Origin of the sequence: Pseudoroseomonas sp. WGS1072 (genome assembly GCF_049340465.1) — a bacterium.
In the GTDB taxonomy this organism is placed as follows: Bacteria; Pseudomonadota; Alphaproteobacteria; order Acetobacterales; family Acetobacteraceae; genus Pseudoroseomonas.
In genome coordinates this window covers 3,602,980-3,623,711 of record NZ_JBMPSU010000001.1, presented here as the reverse complement: position 1 = coordinate 3,623,711, position 20,732 = coordinate 3,602,980, and the positions used below count along the sequence as shown (strand labels likewise).

General features: G+C 70.9%; 18 protein-coding genes. 13 read left to right on the top strand and 5 right to left on the bottom strand.

Annotation, left to right across the window (positions count from 1 at the left end; all coding sequences use genetic code 11):
- Nucleotides 1–104: 104 nt before the first annotated feature.
- The 12 genes from ACF3NH_RS17005 to ACF3NH_RS16950 all read left to right on the top strand — a co-directional run bounded on the left by ACF3NH_RS17005 (nt 105) and on the right by ACF3NH_RS16950 (nt 13,460).
- On the top strand, nt 105–1,709 hold the full coding sequence (locus tag ACF3NH_RS17005; RefSeq protein ID WP_198364753.1) for an ABC transporter substrate-binding protein: 1,605 nt from the start codon (nt 105–107) through the stop codon (nt 1,707–1,709).
- Between the two features lie 9 nt (nt 1,710–1,718).
- Nucleotides 1,719–2,660 (top strand): ABC transporter permease, encoded by a 942-nt coding sequence (locus tag ACF3NH_RS17000; protein ID WP_198364754.1) that lies wholly within the window; start codon nt 1,719–1,721, stop codon nt 2,658–2,660.
- Entirely contained in the window at nt 2,657–3,568 is a 912-nt protein-coding gene (locus ACF3NH_RS16995) for an ABC transporter permease (protein WP_422924363.1), read from the top strand. The genes ACF3NH_RS17000 and ACF3NH_RS16995 overlap by 4 nt, the downstream gene beginning before the upstream one ends.
- Before the next feature lie 4 nt (nt 3,569–3,572).
- Entirely contained in the window at nt 3,573–4,565 is a 993-nt protein-coding gene (locus tag ACF3NH_RS16990) for an ABC transporter ATP-binding protein (protein WP_198364755.1), read from the top strand.
- Complete coding sequence (locus ACF3NH_RS16985; protein WP_198364756.1) at nt 4,562–5,629, top strand: ABC transporter ATP-binding protein; 1,068 nt, start codon at nt 4,562–4,564, stop codon at nt 5,627–5,629. Before ACF3NH_RS16990 ends, ACF3NH_RS16985 begins: the two co-directional genes overlap by 4 nt.
- A gap of 192 nt (nt 5,630–5,821) precedes the next feature.
- Complete coding sequence (locus ACF3NH_RS16980) at nt 5,822–6,325, top strand: (2Fe-2S)-binding protein (protein ID WP_198364757.1); 504 nt, start codon at nt 5,822–5,824, stop codon at nt 6,323–6,325.
- A gap of 91 nt (nt 6,326–6,416) precedes the next feature.
- Nucleotides 6,417–8,840 carry a xanthine dehydrogenase family protein molybdopterin-binding subunit gene (locus tag ACF3NH_RS16975; RefSeq protein WP_422924360.1) on the top strand — a complete coding sequence of 808 codons (2,424 nt, stop codon included), beginning with the start codon at nt 6,417–6,419 and terminating at the stop codon, nt 8,838–8,840.
- 14 nt (nt 8,841–8,854) lie between these two features.
- Nucleotides 8,855–9,649 (top strand): FAD binding domain-containing protein, encoded by a 795-nt coding sequence (locus ACF3NH_RS16970; protein ID WP_198364759.1) that lies wholly within the window; start codon nt 8,855–8,857, stop codon nt 9,647–9,649.
- An 86-nt stretch (nt 9,650–9,735) separates the two neighbouring features.
- Nucleotides 9,736–10,146, top strand: a complete 411-nt coding sequence (locus ACF3NH_RS16965; RefSeq protein WP_422924358.1) for an AtzH-like domain-containing protein — start codon at nt 9,736–9,738, stop codon at nt 10,144–10,146.
- Complete coding sequence (locus ACF3NH_RS16960; protein WP_422924356.1) at nt 10,143–11,408, top strand: NAD(P)/FAD-dependent oxidoreductase; 1,266 nt, start codon at nt 10,143–10,145, stop codon at nt 11,406–11,408. Before ACF3NH_RS16965 ends, ACF3NH_RS16960 begins: the two co-directional genes overlap by 4 nt.
- 86 nt (nt 11,409–11,494) lie before the next feature.
- Nucleotides 11,495–12,274: a cold-shock protein gene (locus ACF3NH_RS16955; protein WP_370591915.1), complete on the top strand. Its 780-nt coding sequence runs from the start codon at nt 11,495–11,497 to the stop codon at nt 12,272–12,274.
- Between the two features lie 193 nt (nt 12,275–12,467).
- Entirely contained in the window at nt 12,468–13,460 is a 993-nt protein-coding gene (locus ACF3NH_RS16950; RefSeq protein ID WP_422924354.1) for a Bug family tripartite tricarboxylate transporter substrate binding protein, read from the top strand.
- Between the two features lie 54 nt (nt 13,461–13,514).
- On the opposite strand, the gene ACF3NH_RS16945 is transcribed toward ACF3NH_RS16950, so the two are convergent.
- On the bottom strand, nt 13,515–14,264 hold the full coding sequence (locus tag ACF3NH_RS16945) for an SDR family oxidoreductase (protein ID WP_422924352.1): 750 nt from the start codon (nt 14,262–14,264) through the stop codon (nt 13,515–13,517).
- Nucleotides 14,265–14,409: 145 nt separating this feature from the next.
- Here ACF3NH_RS16945 and ACF3NH_RS16940 point away from each other — a divergent pair, with 145 nt between their 5' ends.
- Nucleotides 14,410–15,030 carry a hypothetical protein gene (locus ACF3NH_RS16940; protein WP_422924350.1) on the top strand — a complete coding sequence of 207 codons (621 nt, stop codon included), beginning with the start codon at nt 14,410–14,412 and terminating at the stop codon, nt 15,028–15,030.
- Between the two features lie 22 nt (nt 15,031–15,052).
- On the opposite strand, the gene ACF3NH_RS16935 is transcribed toward ACF3NH_RS16940, so the two are convergent.
- The 4 genes from ACF3NH_RS16935 to ACF3NH_RS16920 form a co-directional block, all read right to left on the bottom strand.
- Nucleotides 15,053–15,796: an HD-GYP domain-containing protein gene (locus ACF3NH_RS16935; protein WP_422924348.1), complete on the bottom strand. Its 744-nt coding sequence runs from the start codon at nt 15,794–15,796 to the stop codon at nt 15,053–15,055.
- 29 nt (nt 15,797–15,825) lie between these two features.
- Nucleotides 15,826–16,512, bottom strand: a complete 687-nt coding sequence (locus ACF3NH_RS16930) for a response regulator transcription factor (protein ID WP_198364766.1) — start codon at nt 16,510–16,512, stop codon at nt 15,826–15,828.
- A 106-nt stretch (nt 16,513–16,618) separates the two neighbouring features.
- Nucleotides 16,619–19,495: a PAS domain-containing protein gene (locus tag ACF3NH_RS16925; RefSeq protein ID WP_422924345.1), complete on the bottom strand. Its 2,877-nt coding sequence runs from the start codon at nt 19,493–19,495 to the stop codon at nt 16,619–16,621.
- Nucleotides 19,496–19,629: 134 nt separating this feature from the next.
- The gene (locus ACF3NH_RS16920; protein ID WP_422924835.1) at nt 19,630–20,700 is read right to left on the bottom strand and encodes a glycosyl hydrolase family 8; all 1,071 of its coding nucleotides are present in this window, start codon (nt 20,698–20,700) and stop codon (nt 19,630–19,632) included.
- Between the last annotated feature and the right edge of the window lie 32 nt (nt 20,701–20,732).

Here is a 20,732-nt window from a genome sequence, read left to right as displayed (position 1 = left end):
TATGTGCTGGTGCGCCCCCAGTATCCCCGGCGAGCCGGCCGTGGGCAGGCAACGGGGAAGCGGCCGGTCCGGTCGCATGCTGGGAGATCGATGGGGTGACAATCATGGAACGCAGGTCTTTCCTGAAGCTCGCCGCCGGCGCGGCCGCGGTGACGCCGGCGGCGGGTATCCTGCCGGCGCCGGCCCTGGCGCAGGGCGCGGCGGCGCGCACGCTGCGCTTCGTGCCGCAGGCCAACCTGGCCAACTTCGATCCGATCTGGGGCACCCAGTACGTCGTCCGCAACGCCGGCATGCTGGTCTGGGACACGCTCTACGGGCTCGATGCCAAGCTGGAGCCGCGGCGGCAGATGGTGGAGGCCGAGGAGGTCTCCGCCGATGGCCTCACCTGGACCTTCAAGCTGCGCCAGGGCCTGAAGTTCCATGACGGCGCGCCCGTGCTGGCCAAGGATGCGGTGGCCAGCCTGAACCGCTGGGCGGTGCGCGACCCGATGGGCCAGATGATCCGCGCCATCCAGAACGAGCTGGTCGCGGTGGACGACGCGACCTTCCGCTGGTCGCTGAAGAAGCCCTACCCGAAGATGCTGCTGGCCCTGGCGAAGAACAATTCGCCCTGCAGCTTCGTCATGCCGGAACGGATCGCGAAGACCGATCCCTTCCAGCAGATCACGGAGTTCGTCGGCTCGGGCCCGTTCCGCTTCGTGCGCGAGGAATGGGTTCCCGGCGCCAAGGCGGTCTTCGCCAAGTTCGAAGGCTATGTGCCGCGCGATGAGGCACCCGACTGGATGGCGGGCGGCAAGCGGGTGATGGTGGACCGCGTGGAATGGGTGATCATGCCCGACCCGGCGACCGCCGTGGCCGCGCTGCAGAACGGCGAGGTGGACTGGTGGGAGAACCCGATCGCCGACCTGGTGCCCCTGCTCAGGCGCAACCGCAACATCAATGTGGACATCGCCGATCCGCTGGGCAATGTCGGCAGCTTCCGCATGAACCACCTGCACGCGCCCTTCAATGACGTCCGCGCGCGCCGCGCCATCCTGATGGCGCTGAGCCAGGAGGACTACATGCGCGCCCTGGTGGGGGACGAGCAGGAGCTGTGGAAGTCGATGGCCGGCTTCTTCACGCCCGGCACGCCGCTCTACACCGAGGCGGGCGGCGACATCCTGAAGGGCAAGCGCGACTATGAGGGCGCGAAGAAGCTGCTGGCCGAGGCCGGCTACAAGGGCGAGCCGATCACCGTCCTGGTGGCGCAGGACCAGCCGATCACCAAGGCCTTCGGTGATGTCACGGCCGATCTGCTGAAGCGGATCGGCATGAACGTCGATTTCGTCGCCACGGACTGGGGCACGGTGGGCAGCCGGCGCGCCATGAAGAACCCGCCGAGCCAGGGCGGCTGGCACATCTTCCACACCTGGCACGCCGGCGCCGACTGCCTCAACCCGGCCGCCTATAGCGCCATCCGCGCCAATGGCGATGGCGCCTGGTTCGGCTGGCCGAAGGACGACCAGGTCGAGGCCTATCGCGACGAATGGTTCGCGGCGGCCGACCCCGCGGCCGAGAAGGCGGCCATCGACAAGCTGAACACCGAAGCCATGAAGTTCGGCCTCTACGCGCCGACGGGCTTCTTCATGTCCTACCAGGCCTGGCGGAAGAACGTGTCCGGTGTCGTCAAGGCACCGATCCCGTTCTTCTGGGGCGTCACCAAGAGCTGATCAGAGAACATGTTCGCCTACATCGTCCGACGTGTCCTGGCGACCATCCCCGTGATGGCGATCGTCGCCCTGTTTGTCTTCAGCCTGCTCTACATCGCCCCCGGCGATCCGGCGGCGGTCATTGCGGGTGACCAGGCCACGCCGGCCGATGTGGAGCGGATCCGCCAGAGCCTCGGCCTCGACCGCCCCTTCCTGGTGCGGTTCGGTGAATGGGTGTTCCGCATCCTGCAGGGCGACCTCGGGGTCTCCATCTTCACCAACCTGCCGGTGACGCGCATGATCGCGCAGCGCATCGAGCCGACGCTGTCGCTGATGGTGGTGACGCTGGTGCTGGCCGTCGTCATCGCCGTGCCGATGGGCGTCGTCGCCGCGTGGAAGCACGGCTCCTGGATCGACCGCCTGGTGATGGCCTTCGCCGTGCTCGGCTTCTCGGTCCCGGTCTTCGTCGTCGGCTATCTGCTGGCCTACTACTTCGCGCTGCAGCTCGACTGGTTCCCGGTGCAGGGTTACACGCCCTTCTCGGAAGGCTTCGGGCCCTGGTTCCGCAACCTGGTCCTGCCCTCGATCGCGCTCGGCGGCGTCTATATCGCCCTGATCGCCCGCATCACGCGCGCCACCATGCTCGAGGTGCTGCAGCAGGACTACATCCGCACCGCGCGCGCCAAGGGCGCGGGGCAGCGCACCATCCTGTTCCTGCACGCGCTGAAGAACGCGGCGGTGCCGATCGTTACCGTCATCGGCATCGGCGTCGCGCTGCTGATCGGCGGGGCGGTGGTGACGGAGAGCGTCTTCGCCATTCCGGGCCTTGGCCGCCTGACGGTGGACGCCATCCTGCGCCGCGACTATCCGGTGATCCAGGGCGTGATCCTGCTGTTCAGCTTCGTCTACGTGCTGGTCAACCTGCTGATCGACCTGAGCTACACTCTCTTCGACCCGAGGATCCGGTATTGAGCACCACCACACAGCCCCCGCAGGGTGTCGCGGCGGCGACCCCCATGCCGGACATCATGGCCGTCCGGAAGCCGCGCAAGGGCTTCCTCGGCTACCTCATGCGTCATCCGACCATCGGCATCGGCGGCTTCCTGCTGCTGCTGATGGTGGCCGTCGCCATCTTCGCGCCCTGGCTCTGGACCAAGGACCCGACGGCGCTGGCGCCGGTGATGCGCACGCGCAACCCCTCGGCGGCGGCCTGGTTCGGCACCGACATGCTGGGCCGCGACGTCTATTCCCGCGTGCTCTACGGCACCCGCGTGTCGCTGATGGTGGGCTTCGGCGTGGCCATCGCCGCCTCGGTGATCGGCCTGTTCATCGGCCTGGTCTCCGGCTTCGTGCGCTGGGCCGACAGCATCATCATGCGGATCATGGACGGGCTGATGTCCATCCCCTCGATCCTGCTGGCCATCGCGCTCATGGCGCTGACTCGCGGCTCGGTGGGCAATGTCATCCTGGCCATCACCATCGCCGAGATCCCGCGCGTCTCGCGCCTGGTGCGCGGCGTGGTGCTCTCGCTGCGCGAGCAGCCCTATGTCGATGCCGCCATTGCCTCCGGCACGCGCACGCCGGTGATCATCTGGCGCCACATCCTGCCCAACACCCTGGCGCCGATGACCGTGCAGGCGACCTATATCTGCGCCAGCGCCATGATCACCGAGGCCATCCTCTCCTTCATCGGCGCCGGGACGCCGCCGATCATCCCCTCCTGGGGGAACATCATGGCCGAGGGCCGCGCCCTGTGGCAGGTGAAGCCCTATATCGTCTTCTTTCCTGCCATCTTCCTGTCCGTCACCGTGCTGGCGGTGAACCTGCTGGGCGATGGCCTGCGGGATTCGCTCGACCCGCGCCTCGCCAAGCGGGTGTAAAGCCATGGCTCTGCTCGAGATCGAGAATCTTCAGACGCATTTCCGCACCCCCGATGGCGGTGTGAACCGCGCGGTGGACGGGCTGAGCTTCCATGTCGAGGCCGGCGAGACCGTCGCCATCGTGGGCGAATCCGGCTGCGGCAAGTCGGTCACCTCGATGTCCATCCTGCGGCTCATCCCCGAGCCGCCGGGCAAGATCGCCGGCCAGATCCGCTTCAACGGACGCAACCTGCTCGATCTCTCGGACCGCGAGATGCGCGCCATCCGCGGCAACGAGATCAGCATGATCTTCCAGGAGCCGATGACCTCGCTGAACCCGGTGCTCAGCATTGGCAAGCAGATCGGCGAGGCGCTGCGCCTGCATCAGGGCCTGTCCAAATCGGAGGCCGAGGCCAAGGCGGTGGAGATGCTGACGCTTGTCGGCATTCCGGCGCCGGACAAGCGGGTGAAGGAGTATCCGCACCAGCTCTCCGGCGGCATGCGGCAGCGCGTGATGATCGCCATCGCGCTGGCCTGCAATCCGAAGCTGCTGATCGCCGACGAGCCGACCACCGCGCTCGACGTCACCATCCAGGCGCAGATCCTCGACCTGATGCGCGACCTCAAGCACCGCGTCGGTGCCGCCATCGTGCTGATCACCCATGATCTCGGCGTCGTCGCCGAGGTCGCGGAGCGGGTCATCGTCATGTATGCCGGCCGCAAGGTGGAGGAGGCGCGGGTCGAGGACCTCTTCCGCACGCCGCGCCACCCCTATACCCAGGGCCTGCTCGGCGCCGTGCCGAAGCTCGGCTCCTCGCTGGATGGCGAGACCGAGCGCCTGGCCGAGATTCCCGGCCTGGTGCCCAGCCTCAAGGAGAAGATCCAGGGCTGCGTCTTCGCCGGGCGCTGCCCGAAGGTGACGGAGCTTTGCCGCGAGGTCGCGCCGGCCCTGGAGGAGAAGGCGCCGCGCCATGTCGCGGCCTGCCACTACGCGGAGAAGGAGGCCGTGGCCGCATGAGCATGACCATGGGAACCCACCCGCAGCACGGCGCCCCCCAGCGGGGCGGCCGGCCGCTGCTGGAGGTGAACGACCTCAAGAAGCACTTCCCGATCCGGGCGGGCTTCTTCGGCGGCACCACCGGCCATGTCTATGCCGTGGACGGCGTCAGCTTCAACATCGCCAAGGGCGAGACGCTCTCCCTGGTGGGTGAATCGGGCTGCGGCAAGTCGACCGTCGGCAAGGCGCTGCTGCGCCTGTTCCCGCCCACCGCGGGGCAGGTGGTGCTGGACGGCCAGCGCATCGACGACCTCAGCCAGAGCGCGCTGCGCCCGGTGCGCCGGCGCGTCGGCGTGGTCTTCCAGGACCCGTTCAGCAGCCTCAATCCGCGCATGCGGGTGAAGGACCTGCTGGCCGAGCCGATCCGCAACTTCGGCCTGGCCCGGGACGGCAAGGATCTCGATGAGCGGGTGGCCAGGCTGATGGACACCGTGCGCCTCCCGCGCGACGCGGTGAACCGCTGGCCGCATGAGTTCTCCGGCGGCCAGCGGCAACGCATCTGCATCGCCCGCGCGCTGGCCGGCGAGCCGGACCTGATCATCTGCGACGAGGCGGTCTCCGCGCTCGACGTCTCGGTCAAGGCGCAGATCGTCAACCTGTTGCAGGACCTGCAGCGGGAGCTCGGCCTGGCCCTGCTCTTCATCAGCCACGACCTCGCCATCGTCGAGCACATGACGCACCGGGTGGCGGTGATGTATCTCGGCAAGATCGTCGAGATCGGCCCGCGGCGCTCGCTCTTCGCCGCGCCGAAGCATCCCTATACCGAGGCGCTGCTCTCCGCCGTGCCGGTGCCGGAGCCCGGGGCCGGGCGGCAGCGCATCGTCCTGAAGGGCGATGTGCCGAGCCCGATCAACCCGCCGAAGGGCTGCCGCTTCCACACGCGCTGCCCTTATGTCTTCGATCGCTGCCGCAGCGACGAGCCCCTGCTGAAGCAGACCGAGGGCGGGCAGTGGGCCGCCTGCCATCTGCACGACCTGCCGGAGGCCCGCAATCCGCTGGCCCGGAGCGTCGCCGCCGCGGCCTGACGGGGCCGGTGGGGGGGAGAAGGGGCCTCGGCCCCTTTTTCCCGGACAGTACTTGCAAACGCTTCGCATTTGCGTCAGAACGGACGCAGTTTGCCCGCAAGCCCCCGCTTGACGGGCCGTGCATGCTTGGATGACCCTCCTATCCCAAGGACGCCGTGCTGCGCGGCGCCATTGCGGACGGGGAGAGGCGGCATGCCGAATGTCACGCTGACGGTGAACGGCAAGACCCATGCGGTGGAGGTGGAGGGACGGACCCTCCTGGTCGAGGTGCTGCGCGAGAAGCTGCGGCTGACCGGCACCCATGTCGGCTGCGACACCAGCCAGTGCGGGGCCTGCGTGGTGCATATCGGCGGGGACAGCGTGAAGTCCTGCACCATCCTGGCGGTTCAGGCCGACGGCGCCGAGGTCACGACCATCGAGGGCCTGGCGGCGGCGGACGGGACGCTGCATCCGATGCAGGAGGCCTTCCGCGAGCACCACGCGCTGCAATGCGGCTTCTGCACCCCGGGCATGGTGATGAGCGCCATCGACCTGGTGAAGAAGCATCCCGATGGCCTGTCCGAGCAGGAGATCCGCGAGGGGCTGGAGGGCAACATCTGCCGCTGCACCGGCTACCACAATATCGTCAAGGCGATCGCCGCCGCCGCGGATGTGATGCAGGGCCGTGCCACCGAGGTGGCGCGCGCCGCCGAGTAGCTCCTGGCCACGACCGGGCGTCATAAGCCCGGCGCGGTGCGAGACGGCGCCGAGGAAAGCGCCTGGGAGGGCGCGAGGGAGAGCAAGGTCCATGAACGTCACCAAGCCCGTCGGCGCGGCCTTCGAGGGCATCGGCGCCAGTGTCCGTCGCAAGGAGGATCTGCGCTTCCTCCGTGGGCGCGGCCGCTATACCGACGATCTCAGCCGCCCCGGGCAGTTGCAGGCCTGGATCCTGCGCAGCCCGCACGCGCATGCGCGCATCCTCTCCATCGACACCGCGGCCGCGGCGGCCATGCCGGGGGTCCAGGCGGTCCTGACCGCGAAGGAGGCGGAGGCCGACGGTCTCGGTGGCGTGCCCTGCGGCTGGCAGGTGACCGGCAAGGGCGGGCAGGTGATGGCCGAGCCCATGCATCCGGTGCTGGCCAGCGGCAAGGTGCGGCATGTCGGCGACCCGGTGGCGATGGTCGTCGCGGAGACCAAGGCCCAGGCGCGCGATGCCGCCGAGGCGATCCTGGTCGAGTATGCGCCGCTGCCCGCGCTGCCGGACATGGCCGCCGCCCTCGCGCCGGGGGCCGTGGCGCTGCATGACGAGGCGCCGGGCAATCTCTGCTTCGACTGGGAGATCGGCGACAAGGCCGCGACGGACGCCGCCTTCGCTGGGGCGCACAAGGTGGTCCGCTTCGAGACCACGAACAACCGCCTCGTTCCCAACGCCATGGAGCCGCGCGCGGCGCTCGGCGAGTACGATCCGAACGCCGATGAGTACACGCTCACCACCACCAGCCAGAACCCGCATGTCATCCGGCTGCTGATGGGCGCCTTCGTGCTCAAGGTGCCGGAGGCGAAGCTGCGCGTGGTGGCGCCCGATGTCGGCGGCGGCTTCGGCAGCAAGATCTATCATTACGCCGAGGAGGCGCTGGTCACCTGGGCGGCGCGGCGCGTCGGCCGGCCGGTCAAATGGACCTGCGAGCGCAGCGAGAGCTTCCTCTCCGACGCGCATGGCCGCGACCATGTGACCCGGGCGGAGCTGGCGCTCGACGCGGAGGGGCGCTTCCTCGGCCTGCGCGTCGAGACCCTGGCCAATATGGGCGCCTATCTCTCGACCTTCGCCCCCGCCATCCCGACCTACCTCTCCGCGACGCTGCTGGCCGGCTGCTACACCACGCCGGCGATCCACGGGCAGGTGAAGGCGGTCTTCACCTCCACCGTGCCGGTGGACGCCTATCGCGGCGCCGGCCGGCCGGAGACGACCTACCTGCTGGAGCGGCTGGTCGATGTGGCGGCGCGGGAGACCGGCATCGACCGCATCGAGATCCGCCGGCGGAACTTCATCCATCCCGACCAGTTCCCCTACCAGACGCCGGTCGCGCTGCAATACGACAGCGGCGATTACGAGACGACGCTGCGCCTCGCCCTGGAGGCCGCCGACCATGCCGGTTTCGAGCAGCGCCGCGCCGAGGCGAAGGCGCGCGGGAAGCTGCGCGGCATCGGCATCTCCACCTATCTGGAGGCCTGCGGCATCGCGCCCTCGAAGCTGGTCGGCCAGCTCGGCGCCCGGGCGGGGCTCTACGAGGTGGCGAATATCCGCGTGCACCCGACCGGCAGCATCTCGGTCTTCACCGGGACGCACAGCCACGGCCAGGGCCACGAGACCACCTTCGCCCAGCTCGTCGCCGAGCAGCTCGGCGTGCCGCTCGGCTCGGTCGAGATCGTGCACGGCGACACCGGCAAGATCCCCTTCGGCATGGGCACCTACGGCTCGCGCTCCCTGGCCGTGGGCGGCGCCGCCATGGTCAAAGCGATGGACAAGATCATCGCCAAGGGCCGCAGGATCGCGGCGCATCTCCTGGAGGCCTCGGTCGAGGACATCGAGTTCGGCGTGGACGAGGCGGGCGGCCGGTTCCGCGTCGCCGGCACGGACCGGACGAAGTCGCTGGCCGAGATCAGCATGGCCGCCTACGTGCCGCACGACTACCCGATCGAGGAGCTGGAGCCCGGGCTAGAGGAGACCGCCTTCTACGACCCCAAGAACTTCACCTATCCTGGCGGCTGCCATGTCTGCGAGGTGGAGATCGACCCCGAGACGGGCGAGACGCAGGTGGTCAACTTCACCGCCTGCGACGATGTCGGCCGCGTCATCAACCCGATGATCGTCGAGGGGCAGATCCAGGGTGGCCTCGCCCAGGGCATCGGCCAGGCCTTGCTGGAGGGCACGGTGTATGACAGCGAGGGCCAGCTGCTGACCGCCAGCCTCAACGACTACGCCATGCCGCGCGCCACCCAGGTGCCGAGCTTCGGCGTCTCCACCGCCGTCACCCTGTGCACCCACAATCCGCTCGGCGTGAAGGGCTGCGGCGAGGTGGGCGCCATAGGCTCGCCGCCCGCCGTCATCAACGCCGTGGTCGACGCGCTGCGCGAGCTGGGCGTGACGCATGTCGAGATGCCGGCGACACCGTTGAAGATCTGGTCCATCATCCAGGGCAAGGGCGGCGCCCTGTCCGCCGCCACCGCGTAAGGGAGCCTGTCGCGATGTACGATTTCGCCTACCACAAGCCGTCCAGCATCGCGGATGCGGTGAAGCTGCTCACCGACGATCCCGACGCCAAGCCGGTGTCCGGCGGCATGACGCTGCTGCCCGCGCTGAAGCACCGGCTGAACCAGCCGACCGCCCTGGTCGATCTCTCCGGCATCGCCGAGCTGCGCGACGTGCGGCGCGAGGGCGACGCGCTGGTCATCGGCGCGATGGTCCGGCATTACGAAGTGGCGACCGACCCGCAGATCATGGCCGCCATCCCGGCGCTGGCCCGCATGGCCTCAACCATCGGCGACACGCAGGTGCGCAACCGCGGCACGATCGGCGGCAGCATCGCCAACAACGACCCCGCGGCGGATTATCCGGCGGCGGCGCTGGCGCTCGGCGCCACCATCGTCACCGACCGCCGCTCGATCCCGGCCGACGACTTCTTCCTGGGCATGTTCACCACCGCCCTGGAGCCGGGCGAGCTGGTGACGGCCATCTCCTTCCCGATCCCCGAGAAGGCGGGCTATGCCAAGCTGCGCAACCCGGCCAGCCGCTATTCCATGACCGGCGTCTTCGTGGCGCGGGGGCCGAAGGGGGTGGGCGTCGGCGTCAACGGGGCCGGCCCCTGCGCCTTCCGGCAGGCGGAGATGGAGGCGGCGCTCGCCGCCAACTGGTCCGTCGAGGCGGTGGCCGGCGTGAAGCAGGCGCCGGACGACCTCAACAGCGACATTCATGGCAGCGCCGAGTACCGCGCCAACCTGGTCACGGTGATGGCCAAGCGCGCGGTGGCCGACGCCGGCTGAGACCTGTCGCGGGCCGGCCCCTTCCGCCGGCCCGCGCCCTGCGGCACCCTGCGCGCCTCGAGTCCCGGCAGCGGAGGGGTGCGCGCGTGCAGATCGACGATCCGGCGGTGGTTGCGGAAGTCCGGGCGGTGTTCGACCGCTACGAGGACGCGCTGATGAACAACCGCGCGGAGATCCTGGACAGCCTCTTCTGGGCGGACCCGCGCACGGTGCGCTTCGGCATCGGCGAGATCCTCTACGGGCATGAGGCCATCCGCGCCTTCCGCGCCTCGGTGAAAGCCTACGCGCGGCGCGCGCAGAGGAAGGTCCACATCATCGCCTTCGGCCCGGACTTCGCCGCCACCCACCTGGAATACGAGCGCCTCGGCGCCGATGGGATACCAACCGGGCTGATCGGGCGCGAGACCAAGATCATGGCACGGATGCCGGAGGGGTGGCGCGTCGTCTCCGCCCATGTCTCGCTGCTGGCGCGCGATCCGGGGCTGCAATCCCGATGAGCGGCGGGCATGTCGTCGTCATCGGCGCCGGCATCGTGGGCGCCTGCACGGCGCTCGCGCTGCGGCGCGAGGGCTGGGAGGTCACGCTGCTCGACCCGGCCGAGCCGGGGGGCGAGCAGGCGGCCAGCTATGGCAATGGCGCCTGGCTCTCGCCCCATTCCGTGATCCCGCCCGCCACGCCCGGCACCTGGCGCAGGGTCCCGCAGTTCCTCCGCGACCCCCTCGGGCCACTGTCCATCCGCTGGTCCTACCTGCCGCGCGCGACGCCCTGGCTGTTGCGCTACCTCTGGTCCGGCTGGACCGAGGCCAGGGTGCTGCGCGCCGCCCGGGCGCTCCGCCCGCTGCTGGAGGGCGCGCCCGCGCTGCACGCGGCCCTGGCGGAGGCCGCTGGCGTGTCCGGACTGATCCGGCGCGACGGGCTGATGTACATCTACCCCGACCGCGCCGCCTTCGAGGCCGAGGCCCTGGCCTGGCGTGTCCGCTGCCAGGTCGGGCTGACCTGGCGGGAGATCGGGGCCGAGGAGCTGCGCCGGCGCGAGCCGGAGCTCGACCGCCGCTACGGCTTCGCGATCCTGGCCGAGGAGGGGGGGCATTGCCGCGACCCGGGCACCTATGTCGCGGCCCTGGTGGCGCAGGCGGTGCGCGAGGGGGCCCGCCTGCGGCGCGCCGCCGCCACCGGCTTCCGGATCGAGGACGGGCGGCTCAGGGCGGTGGGCACGAAGGCGGGGGAGGTCGCGGCCGACCGCGCGGTCATCGCCGCCGGCATCCGGTCGCGCCCGCTGGCGGCGCTGGCGGGCAACCGCCTGCCGCTGCAGACCGAGCGCGGCTACCACGCCGTCATCGCCGCGCCGGAGGCCGGGCCGCGCGTCCCGCTGATGCCCTCGGACGGCAAGATGGGCGTGACCATGACCGAGGCCGGGCTGCGCGCGGCCGGGCAGGTGGAGATCGCCGCCCTGGAGGATGCGCCGGACTGGCGGCGCGCGGCGATCCTGCGCGACCATCTGCTGCGCAGCTTCCCGGGCCTGCCGCGCGATCTGCCGCCCGAGCGGGTGCGCTTCTGGATGGGCCATCGCCCCAGCATGCCGGACGGCCTGCCCTGCATCGGCCCGGCCCGGCGCAGCCCGGATATTGTTTTTGCCTTCGGCCACGGGCATACCGGCCTGGTCGGCGCGCCACGGACGGCGAAGCTGGCGCTGGACCTCGTCGCGCGCCGGCGCCCGGATCTTGATCCGGCACCGTACAATCCCCTGCGATTCGACTAGCAATCATCGCCCGCCAGTGCGAGGATACCGGTCAGCCGGCCCCGCATCCCGTCGGGCCGCACACTTTTTTACGGATACGAGACGCAGTGTTTCCCGATAACGATTCGCAGGGCGGCACCGGGCCCATCGAGGCTGAGGTCAAGTGGTACAACGGCCGTAAGGGCTTCGGCTTCGTGCTGGGTCCGGATGGCCAGGATGTGTTCTTCCACGCTTCGGCGCTGACCGAGGCCGGAATCGAACCGCCTGAGACCGGCGACAAGCTGGTCTGCGAGATCGGCACGGACCGCCAGGGCCGCCGGCTGGTCACCCGGATCACCGAGCGGAAGCTCGGCCCGGGCGGTGGTGCCGGTGGGGGCGACCGCCCGCGTCGTGACTTCGGCGATCGTCCGCCGCGCCGTGACTTCGGCGCCGGCGGTTTCGGTGACCGTCCGCCGCGCCGCGACTTCGGCGACCGGGGCGGCTTCGGTGGTGGCTTCGGTGACCGTCCGCCGCGCCGCGACTTCGGCGATCGTGGCGGCTTCGGCGGCGGCTTCGGCGACCGTCCGCCGCGTCGTGACTTCGGCGGCGCCGGTGCGGGCGGTGGCTTCGGCGCGCCGCGCAGCTTCGGCGACCGTCCGCCGCGCCGTGACTTCGGCGGCCGCGACGAGGGCGGCCCGACTTATGCCGTGAACGGCACCGTCAAGTGGTTCGACCAGGTGCGCGGCTTCGGCTTCGTCACGCCGGACGATGGCGGCCAGGACGTGTTCCTGCATTCCTCCGTGCTGCAGCGCGCCGGCAAGCAGGACGTGCAGCAGGGCGAGAAGCTGAACCTCGAGGTGCGCGACGGCCAGCGTGGCCGTCAGGCCGTGGTGCTGAAGGGCAGCTGATCCCTCCACCCGTCGTGGGTCTGAAGCCCCTGTCGCCTTCCGGCGGCAGGGGTTTTTTTTGCCTCCGATGGCGGGGGATGCCCGCTTTCCGGGCAGCGGTCTCCTCTCTGGGGAAGAATCCGTTCTCTTCCAGGCTTTCGGGGGGCGGGTGCGACGATTAGCTTTCGGTGAATGTTCAGTAAGGGTTGATCTGATGCGCCGTCATCTTCTGCTCGGTCTGGCGCTGGCTGGGCTTCTCGCTCCCCTGACCGCGTCCCAGGCCCAGGAGGCCAACTGGCCCAACCGCCCGATCACGCTGATGGGCGGTTTCCCCAATGGCTCCGGGGTCGATATCTATCAGCGCAAGCTGGCCGAGCCGCTGTCCAGGGCCCTCGGCGTCACCGTGGTGGTGGACAACCGCACGGGCGCCGGCGGCAATATCGCCAGCGATCTCGTCGCCAAGGCGCGGCCGGATGGCTACACCTTCCTCTTCGGCACCGCCGGCACCCACGCCATCAATGCCACGCTCTACAGCAGCCTGCCCTTCGACGTGGTGAAGGACTTCACGCCCATCACGCATCTGGGCGACGTGCCGAATGTGCTCACCGTGAGCGCCGAGAGGCGGCCGCAGTTCGCCACCTGCCAGGACCTGATCGCCGCCGCCAAGGCGAAGCCCGGCGCGCTGAACTATGCCTCGACCGGAAACGGCGCCTCGACGCATCTGGCCGGGGCGCAGTTCGCGCAGGTGGCCGGGCTGGAGGTCGTGCATGTGCCCTTCCGCGGCCAGCCCGGCGCGCAGACGGCGCTGCTGGCCGGCGACGTGGATTTCTTCTTCAACCAGTCAGGTCCCGCCATCGGCTATATCGGGCAAGGGCAGGTGAAGGGGCTGGCGGTGTCGAGCCGGAAGCGCCTGCCGGCCCTGCCGGAGGTGCCGACCGTGGAGGAGGCCTGTGGCCTTGCGGGCTTCGACAGCAGCACCTGGTACGGCATCTTCGCGCCGGCCGGCCTGCCGCAGCCGATCCAGGCGCGGATGGACGAGGAGATCCGCAAGATCATCAACACGCCGGACTTCAAGGACTGGCTGATCCAGAGTCAGGGCATCACCCCCAGCACGGTGGCCACTCCGGCCGAGTTCCGGGCCGTGCAGGAGCGCGACATCGGCCGCTGGGCCGAGGTCATCCGCCGCTCCGGTGCCAGGGTGGAGTAAGCCGGCTCGTTCGGGCGAAAGGTGAGGGAGGGGCGATCGGCCCCTCCCGGCCCGTCAGCCGCGCCCGACGAAGGGCATCTTCGTGGCCATGATGGTGACGAACTGGACATTGGCGTCGAGCGGCAGCGAGGCCATGTGCAGAATGGTCTCGCCGACATGGCGGACATCCATGCGCGGCTCGGCCAGCATATCGCCATTCGGCTGCGGCACGCCGCGGACCATGCGCTCGGTCATGGGCGTCGCGGCATTGCCGACATCGATCTGGCCGCAGGCGATGTCCCACTTCCGCCCGTCCAGGCTGATCGACTTGGTCAGGCCGGTGATGGCATGCTTGGTGGCGGTGTAGGGCGCCGAACCGGGGCGCGGCGCATGGGCGCTGATGGAGCCGTTGTTGATGATGCGGCCGCCGCGCGGCGACTGCTGCTTCATCACCCGGTAGGCTTCCTGCGCGCAGAGGAAGGCGCCATGCAGGTTGGCGCCGACGACGCCGAACCAGTCCTCTGGCGTGATCTCGTCGAAATCCACCGACGGGCTGCCGCGCCCGGCGTTGTTGAACAGCAGGTCGCAGCGCCCCCAGCGTTCCGTCACCGCGGCGAAGAGCGCCTTGACCGAGGCGGGGTCGCTGACATCCGTCGGCACCGGCAGGCAGTCGCCGGCGCGCCCGCCGGCCTCGGCGCGGGTGGCCTCCAGCGCATCCTGGCGGCGCCCGGCCAGGGCCACCTTCCAGCCGGCGCCGAGCAGCGCCAGCGCGGCGGCGCGGCCGATGCCACTGCCGGCTCCGGTGACGACGGCGATCTTGTCCATGGGGGGTCCTTTCCTCACCTAAGATGGCGCCGTTCCGGGCCTCGCCGAGGCCGGCGGCGCCGATACGCCACAGGGTGCGGCGGCGGCGGACGGCGCGCAAGCACCCGGCCGCCGGCACGCGGCGGGACAGGAAGAGGACACGCGCTTGAGGACTGCACTGACCCGGATCCTGGCCCTGGCGGGCCCGCTTCTGGCCGTTCCGGCGGCGGCACAGGAGACGCCGCGCCTGTTTCCGACGCGGGACGTGGCGGTGCGCTACACCGCCAGCGCCCCGGGGCAGACCGCGCAGCCGGTGGAGGCGGCCTGGCTGGCGGCGCGGCAGCGCTGGCGTATCGAGACGCCGCGCGCGCCGGGCTGGGTGCTGCTCGATGTCCCGGCCCAGCGCGCGCAGATGGTGATGGAGGGGCAGCGCATGGTGGTGACCCTGCCGGGCCGGGGCCAGATCCCCCTGCTCGACGGCCTGCCGGAGGGCGCGAAGGTGAGCCGCGCCGGCTCCGCGCGCGTGGCGGGGCATGACTGCGCCCTGTGGCGCATCGTCAGCAAAGAGGGGAATGGCACGGCCTGCCTGACGCCGGATGGCGTGCTGCTGCGCGCCAGCGGCGAGCGGGAGGGCCGCCGCGGCAGTCTGGAGGCGGAGGAGGTGCGCTATGCGCCGCTGAACGCCGCCCGCTTCGAGGTGCCGCCGGGCCTGATGGCGCTGAACCTGCCGCAGGGCCTCTCGGGCCTGGGCCAGGCCCTTCCCGGGTTGCTGCCGGGCGGCCGCTGACGCCAGGCGCGGCGCCGGGGGGTCACCAGGGGCAGGGCGGCAGCCGGAGGGCGCGTTGCAACAGGTGGGAGGGCAACAGCCCCGCGACCACGGCGCGTCGCTCGCCGGGCACCGTGTCCAGGCCAAGCTCGGCCTGGAAGGTGGGGCCCAGCCCATCGACCAGCAGGGCGGCGAAGCCCGGATCGAACTGCGTCCCGCTGCAGGCCTGCACCTCCAGCAGGGCCTCGGCCACCGTCAGGTGGCGCCGGTAGGCACGGCCGGGCTCGATCATGGCGACGAAGGCATCCGCCACGCAGACGGCGCGAACGAGCGGCATCAGCTCGCGACCCTGGCGGCCCGAGGGATACCCGCCGCCCTGCCAGCGTTCGTGATGATCGCGCGCGGAGAAGACCACGGCTTCCGGATAGCCGAGGGCCGAGAGGGTTTCCGAGCCGGTGCGGGGGTGTTCGCGCACCGCCGCCGTCTCTAGCGGGGTCAGCTGCCGGGCGGCGTCCAGGAGCGAGACGGGAAGGAACAGCTTTCCGAGATCGTGCAGCAGACCGGCGGCGACGATCAGCGCGGCATCGCCAAGCGCCTCGGACCGGCGCGACCACATGGCCAGCAGCACCGTGGCGACGCGGATGGAATGATCCGCCGTGGGCGGGTGATGCCGGCGCAGGGCGGCAAGCAGGCGCAGGCTCTGCCGCGACAGGTCGTCCGGCAGGTTCGGATCCGGCGGCAGCTCGCGCAGATCCTCGGAGAGGGGCGGATGGGTGGCCGTGGACATAACCGCCATGCCGATGTCAGGCCGGGCTTCTACCACACCAGCCGGTAGCCTCGCCCCCGCACCGCCAGCACCTGGATTCGGCCGTCGGAAACCCGCTCCAGCTTCTGCCGCAGGGAGGAGGCGAACTGGTCCACCCCCCGCTGCTGCGGCTTGCGGCGATAGCCCAGGACCCGTTCGGCGATCGCGTCCCGCTCCGCCAGGTGGCCGGGGTTCTGCAGCATCATCGACAGCAGGCCGGCTTCGGCGCCGGTCAGGTGGTGCTCCATGCCGTCCGGCGAGATCAGGCGCTGCCGCGCCGGGTCGAGCTGCACGCCCCAGATGATCTGCACCGCGGGCGCGGCCTCGGTACCGCCAAGCCGGCGCATCAGCGCCTTCAGCCGCGCCACCACCTCGCGCGGCGATGCCGGCAGGGCGAGATGGTCATCGGCGCCGAGTTCCAGCGTGGCGACTCGCTCGCCTTCGGAGGGCCGGCGGCTGAACACCACGAGGCCGCGATCGGGCGCCGAGATATGGCTGACGATCGACAGGCTGTCCCCGCCGATCAGCTCCAGGTCCAGCAGCACGATCCGCGCCGCCTCCTGTTGCAGGGCGCGGCGGAGTTCCGTCTGGCTCTCCACGCGCTGAGGGTTGTAGCCAGCTTCCGCCAGGGCGGCCGCCATGGAGTCTGCCAGGCTGGGCGAGGCCATGCCGAGCAGCAGGGTCGGACGCTCGTTCACACACGACGGCTGGGCCGGCCGGGCGTAGCGAGCGGGCGACTTCTGGGTTGCATGTGTGTCGAGCATTGCTCGTAAGGATAGCAGATACTACGGCAACAACCATAATTTAGTTGAGAGATGAATCGCCTTTCTGAGAGGGATCCACTGGTTCGAGCAGTCTTCGAAGGTGGCGCGCCAAGTCGTTCTGCGAGCATGGTTTGGCCAGCAAAAGATCCTGCGGCCCCAGCCTTTCCTCGCTCAGGGCGTAGCCCGAGATCAGCAGTGCGGGCAGATTGCGCCTGTGCCGGCGCGCCTCGCGCACCAGTTGGCGGCCGCTCATGCCGCCGGGCATGATCATGTCGGTCAGGAGAAGGTCGGCCGGGAAACCCTCCTCCAGCACCTTCAGCGCCTCCGGCCCGGCCTCGACACCCACCACCGTGCACCCCAGGGATTGCAACTGTCGCGTGAGAACGTGGCGGAGCGGCGCCTCGTCCTCGACGAGAAGGATGCGCGCTCCCGCCTCTCCGGTTCTGGGAATGCAGGCCTCCGAGCCGGGCGGCGGCTGGCCGGGGAGAGCCAGCGCCGCGCTGAAGCCGGATGTCGGGCCACGATCCAGCTTCAGGGTGCCGCCAGCCTGATGGACCATCTCCTGCAGGGCGCGCAACTCGCCGCGCGACTCCCCGGGCAGGAAGGGAATGCTCCGCTCGCCGCCCCCCGCATCGGAGGCGCTGATCCGGCAGTGCAGCCATGGATGCGCCGATCCATGCCCGGGCTGCGCTCCGGTCAGGGTGATCTCGACCCGTCCCGCACCGGTCATGAGGTCCCGCGCCTGCAGCACCAGCGCGACCACGGCATTCTCGAACTGCCAGGCGGGCAGGCGCGGGCGGGGCAGGCCGGGCTTCACCACCAGGCGGAGCGTGACGGCTTCGGGCAGGGCGGCGCGGAGCAGGGGCTCGAGGTTGCGCAGCAGGGTCGCCGGATGCGGGTCCGCCTTCCCGGCCGTTGTCAGGCTGGCGAAGTCCAGCATCCTGCCGGCCATCTCGAGCCCGCGGCGCGTCGCCATCAGCGCCGCGGTGCCGTCGCGCAGCAGGCCCGAGGGGGCGCCTCCGGTGATGTCGGCGATGGTGCCGCGCAACTGCTCGATACGCGACTCGGCTTCGCGCAACTCCCGCAGCAGGTCCCGCGCGGCACCGCTGGCGAGCCGGCCGATGACCTCCGTGCGCTGGCTCTCGAACTGCCGTTGCCGCGCCTGCTGCGCGCCGGTGATGTCGCTGAAGAAGATGGCGACGCCATCGCCGGCGGGATGCGCCACCATGCGGAACCAGCGATCCAGCTCCTGCAGGTGGACGGCGAAGTCCTCATGGGCACCGCGCGAGGCGACCAAGTGCAGCAGGGCGAAGGCCTCGTCCTGCAGCAGAGAGGGGAAACGCTCCCAGAGCGTGAGGCCCAGGAGGGCCGGGCTGGCCACGCCGATCATGCCGAGCGCGGCGCCGTTCGCGTAGGTCATGCGCCACTCGGCATCGAGCGCGATGAAGCCGTCGCTGATCGAATCGAGGATGTGCTCGACACGCTCGCGCGCGCCATTCGCCTCGTCGGCCATGCCATGCAGCGCCGTGATCAGACGCCGGTTGCGAATCGCCACCTCGGCGAGGCGGGCGAGCTGGTCCAGCATCGCCTCGCCATCGGCGTTGAAGCCGCCCTCGGGCTCCGCCAGGACCAGCACCGCGAAGGCCCCGCCATCCTCCTCCCTCAGCGGCAGCGCCATGCGGGCCGGCAGATCCTCCCGCGGCGGCAGCCTGCCCTCCGGCACGACGGGCTCCCCGGGCAGGCCGGCGATCCAGCGCCCGAGCGCGGCGAACCGGCCCGGTGCCGGCTCGGTGCCCCGGCTCTCGGCGGGGCGGCGCATCGGCTGGTTCAGCAGCATCAGGGCGGCGAAGGGGGCGCCCGTGGTCTCGCGGGCCAGGCGCGCGACCACCTCCAGCAGCACGGGCAACTCGGCGATCCTGGCGATCTGCGCCGAGCCGCGTGCCAGCCACTCCAGCCGCGCCGTGGCCTGGCCCTGCGCCTCCAGGCGCTGCCGGGCCTCGCGCAGGACCAGCGCCACGCCCGACCCGGCCACGCCGGTGATCAGGAGGGTGAGCAGGACGCCGAGTCCCGCATGGTTGCGCCAAGCTGCAAAGGCGGCCGCCTCGCTCAGCCCCACCGAGACGACGCCCGGCTGCCCCGGCACGGGCACCACGGCGGTGAAATGGCCGCCCCCTTCCTCGGTGCGGCTCAGGCCGGACCAGTTCTCCTGCAGGCGCAGGATCTCGATCGCCCGCACCGCCTGCGCGGCCGGCTGGCCGATCCGGTCCGGGTCGGAGGGCATGCGCGCCAGCAGGCGGCCCTGGCCGTCGATCAGCGCGATCTCGTTGCCCGGCGGCAACAGCAGGCGGTCGTAGAAGCCCTCGAAGAGCCGGAGGGGGAGCAGGGCCAGCACCGCCTCCTGGCCGTCCGGCAGGGGATGCCACAACGGCAGCGCCGGTCCCACCGTGCTGCGCACGGGCGGACCGAAGCGCATGCCGCCCTGCCCGGCGGCCAGCGCGCCGAGCGCCTTCTCGAAGTCGTTCAGGTCGAGGCCGGCGATCCGGCGGCGCCCGGCCTCGCTCGCGAGCAGCAGACGCCCGTCGGACGACAGGATGGCCAGCGTGACGCCCTCGGGCGCCGCGGCCTCCCGGACGGCGAGCGCCTCCAGCGCCTCCTGCGCCTGCTCCGCCCCGGTGCGCCGCGCCACGGCGCCGAGCCCGATCATGGCCTGGTTCAGCGCGTTGAACAGGGCGGAGGCCTGGGCGGCCATGCTCCTGGCCAGCACGCTGGCCTCGGCCAGGCTGCGTTCCGCCGTCTGCCGGCGTTCCGACAGCAGATGCAGCCCGATGCCACCGCCGACCGCGACAAGAATCAGGACGGTAAAGGCCAGTCCGGCGATCCGCCAGGGCCAGAGAAGCCGACGCGGCTGCTGAAGCATCAGGGCCGCATTCGGGCAGCCGTCACCGCCGGAGGGGTGCGCGGCTCAGGAGCGAATTGGATCATGGCGCGCGGGGCAGGCGGCAGGGAATGAAAGGGGAAAGATTCGGAGGCAATGTTAAACCTCCGATTGCGTCACAATGCAAGCTGCGGCCGTTCCGCCACGGCCAGGCGGGAGAGCAGGAGCAGGCTGGCGGCATAATAGCTTCGCGCTTCCGACAGTGGCGGAAAGCGCGGGCCGGGGCGCCGCGTCGCGGTCACCGCCTCGGCCACCGCCTGGATGCCGGCATCCGCCGCATAGGGCGCGACGGCGCGGCCATCGAGATCGGTCCAGGCCGGCCTGCTGCTGGCCTCCCCGCCCCAGAAAAGGCGAGCGGCGGCCAGCGCCGGCTCCTCGGTCAGCCCGGCCCAGGACAGGTACAGCGGCACGCGGACCGCGTCGTAGGAGAAGCGCGGCGCCCAGCCCTGGGCGGGGCGGGGCGCGCCATGCGGCCGGTCGATCTGGATCCAGTCGGCCGGCAGCTGCCAGGGGCCGAACCGCGCCTGCCGCAACAGCCGGCAGCCCTCCGCCGTCAGCTCCTTCCAGGGGCCCGCGGGGCGCAGCCGCGCCAGTTCGGGAAAGGCCGGGAAGACGTAGTAGGAAGGGTTCACCACCACGTGGCGGGGATGATCGAAGCCGAAGGCCGCCGGCAGGAGCAGGGTCCGGCCATCGACCTGACGGATGCAGAGGGCTTCCAGGTCGCGCAGCATCTCGCCGGCGAGCAGGGCGAGGTCCGGGTCCTGCCAGCGCCGCGCGGCCCGGCTCAGGGCCCAGGCGATGAAGATATCGCCGTCCGTGGCGTTGTTGGCGTCCTCCACGGGCCGGGCCCGGCCGGGCTGCCAGCGCCAGGCGTGCAACCGGTCCTGCGGCCGTGCCAGCGCGCGGCGCGTCCAGGCGAGGAGGCGGCGGAAGGTGGCCTGGTCGTCGAAGGCCTCGGCGAAGAGCAGGCCCCATCCCTGGCCCTCGGAATGGGAGATGCCCCCATTGCCGGTGTCCACCACGCGCCCGTCCCCGGTGACGAAGCGGGCGCGGAAACTCTCCCATTCATCGCGGGGCGCCGGCCCTGCGGCATTCCGGTGCTCGGCATGGCCGGGCTGGCGCGGCAGCGACACCAGGACGGCCGCCGTCGCACCCAGGATTGAACGCCGCCCGTGCCCGCGGGCCATCGCCACCAACTCCACGCCTTGCGTTTGCGCGG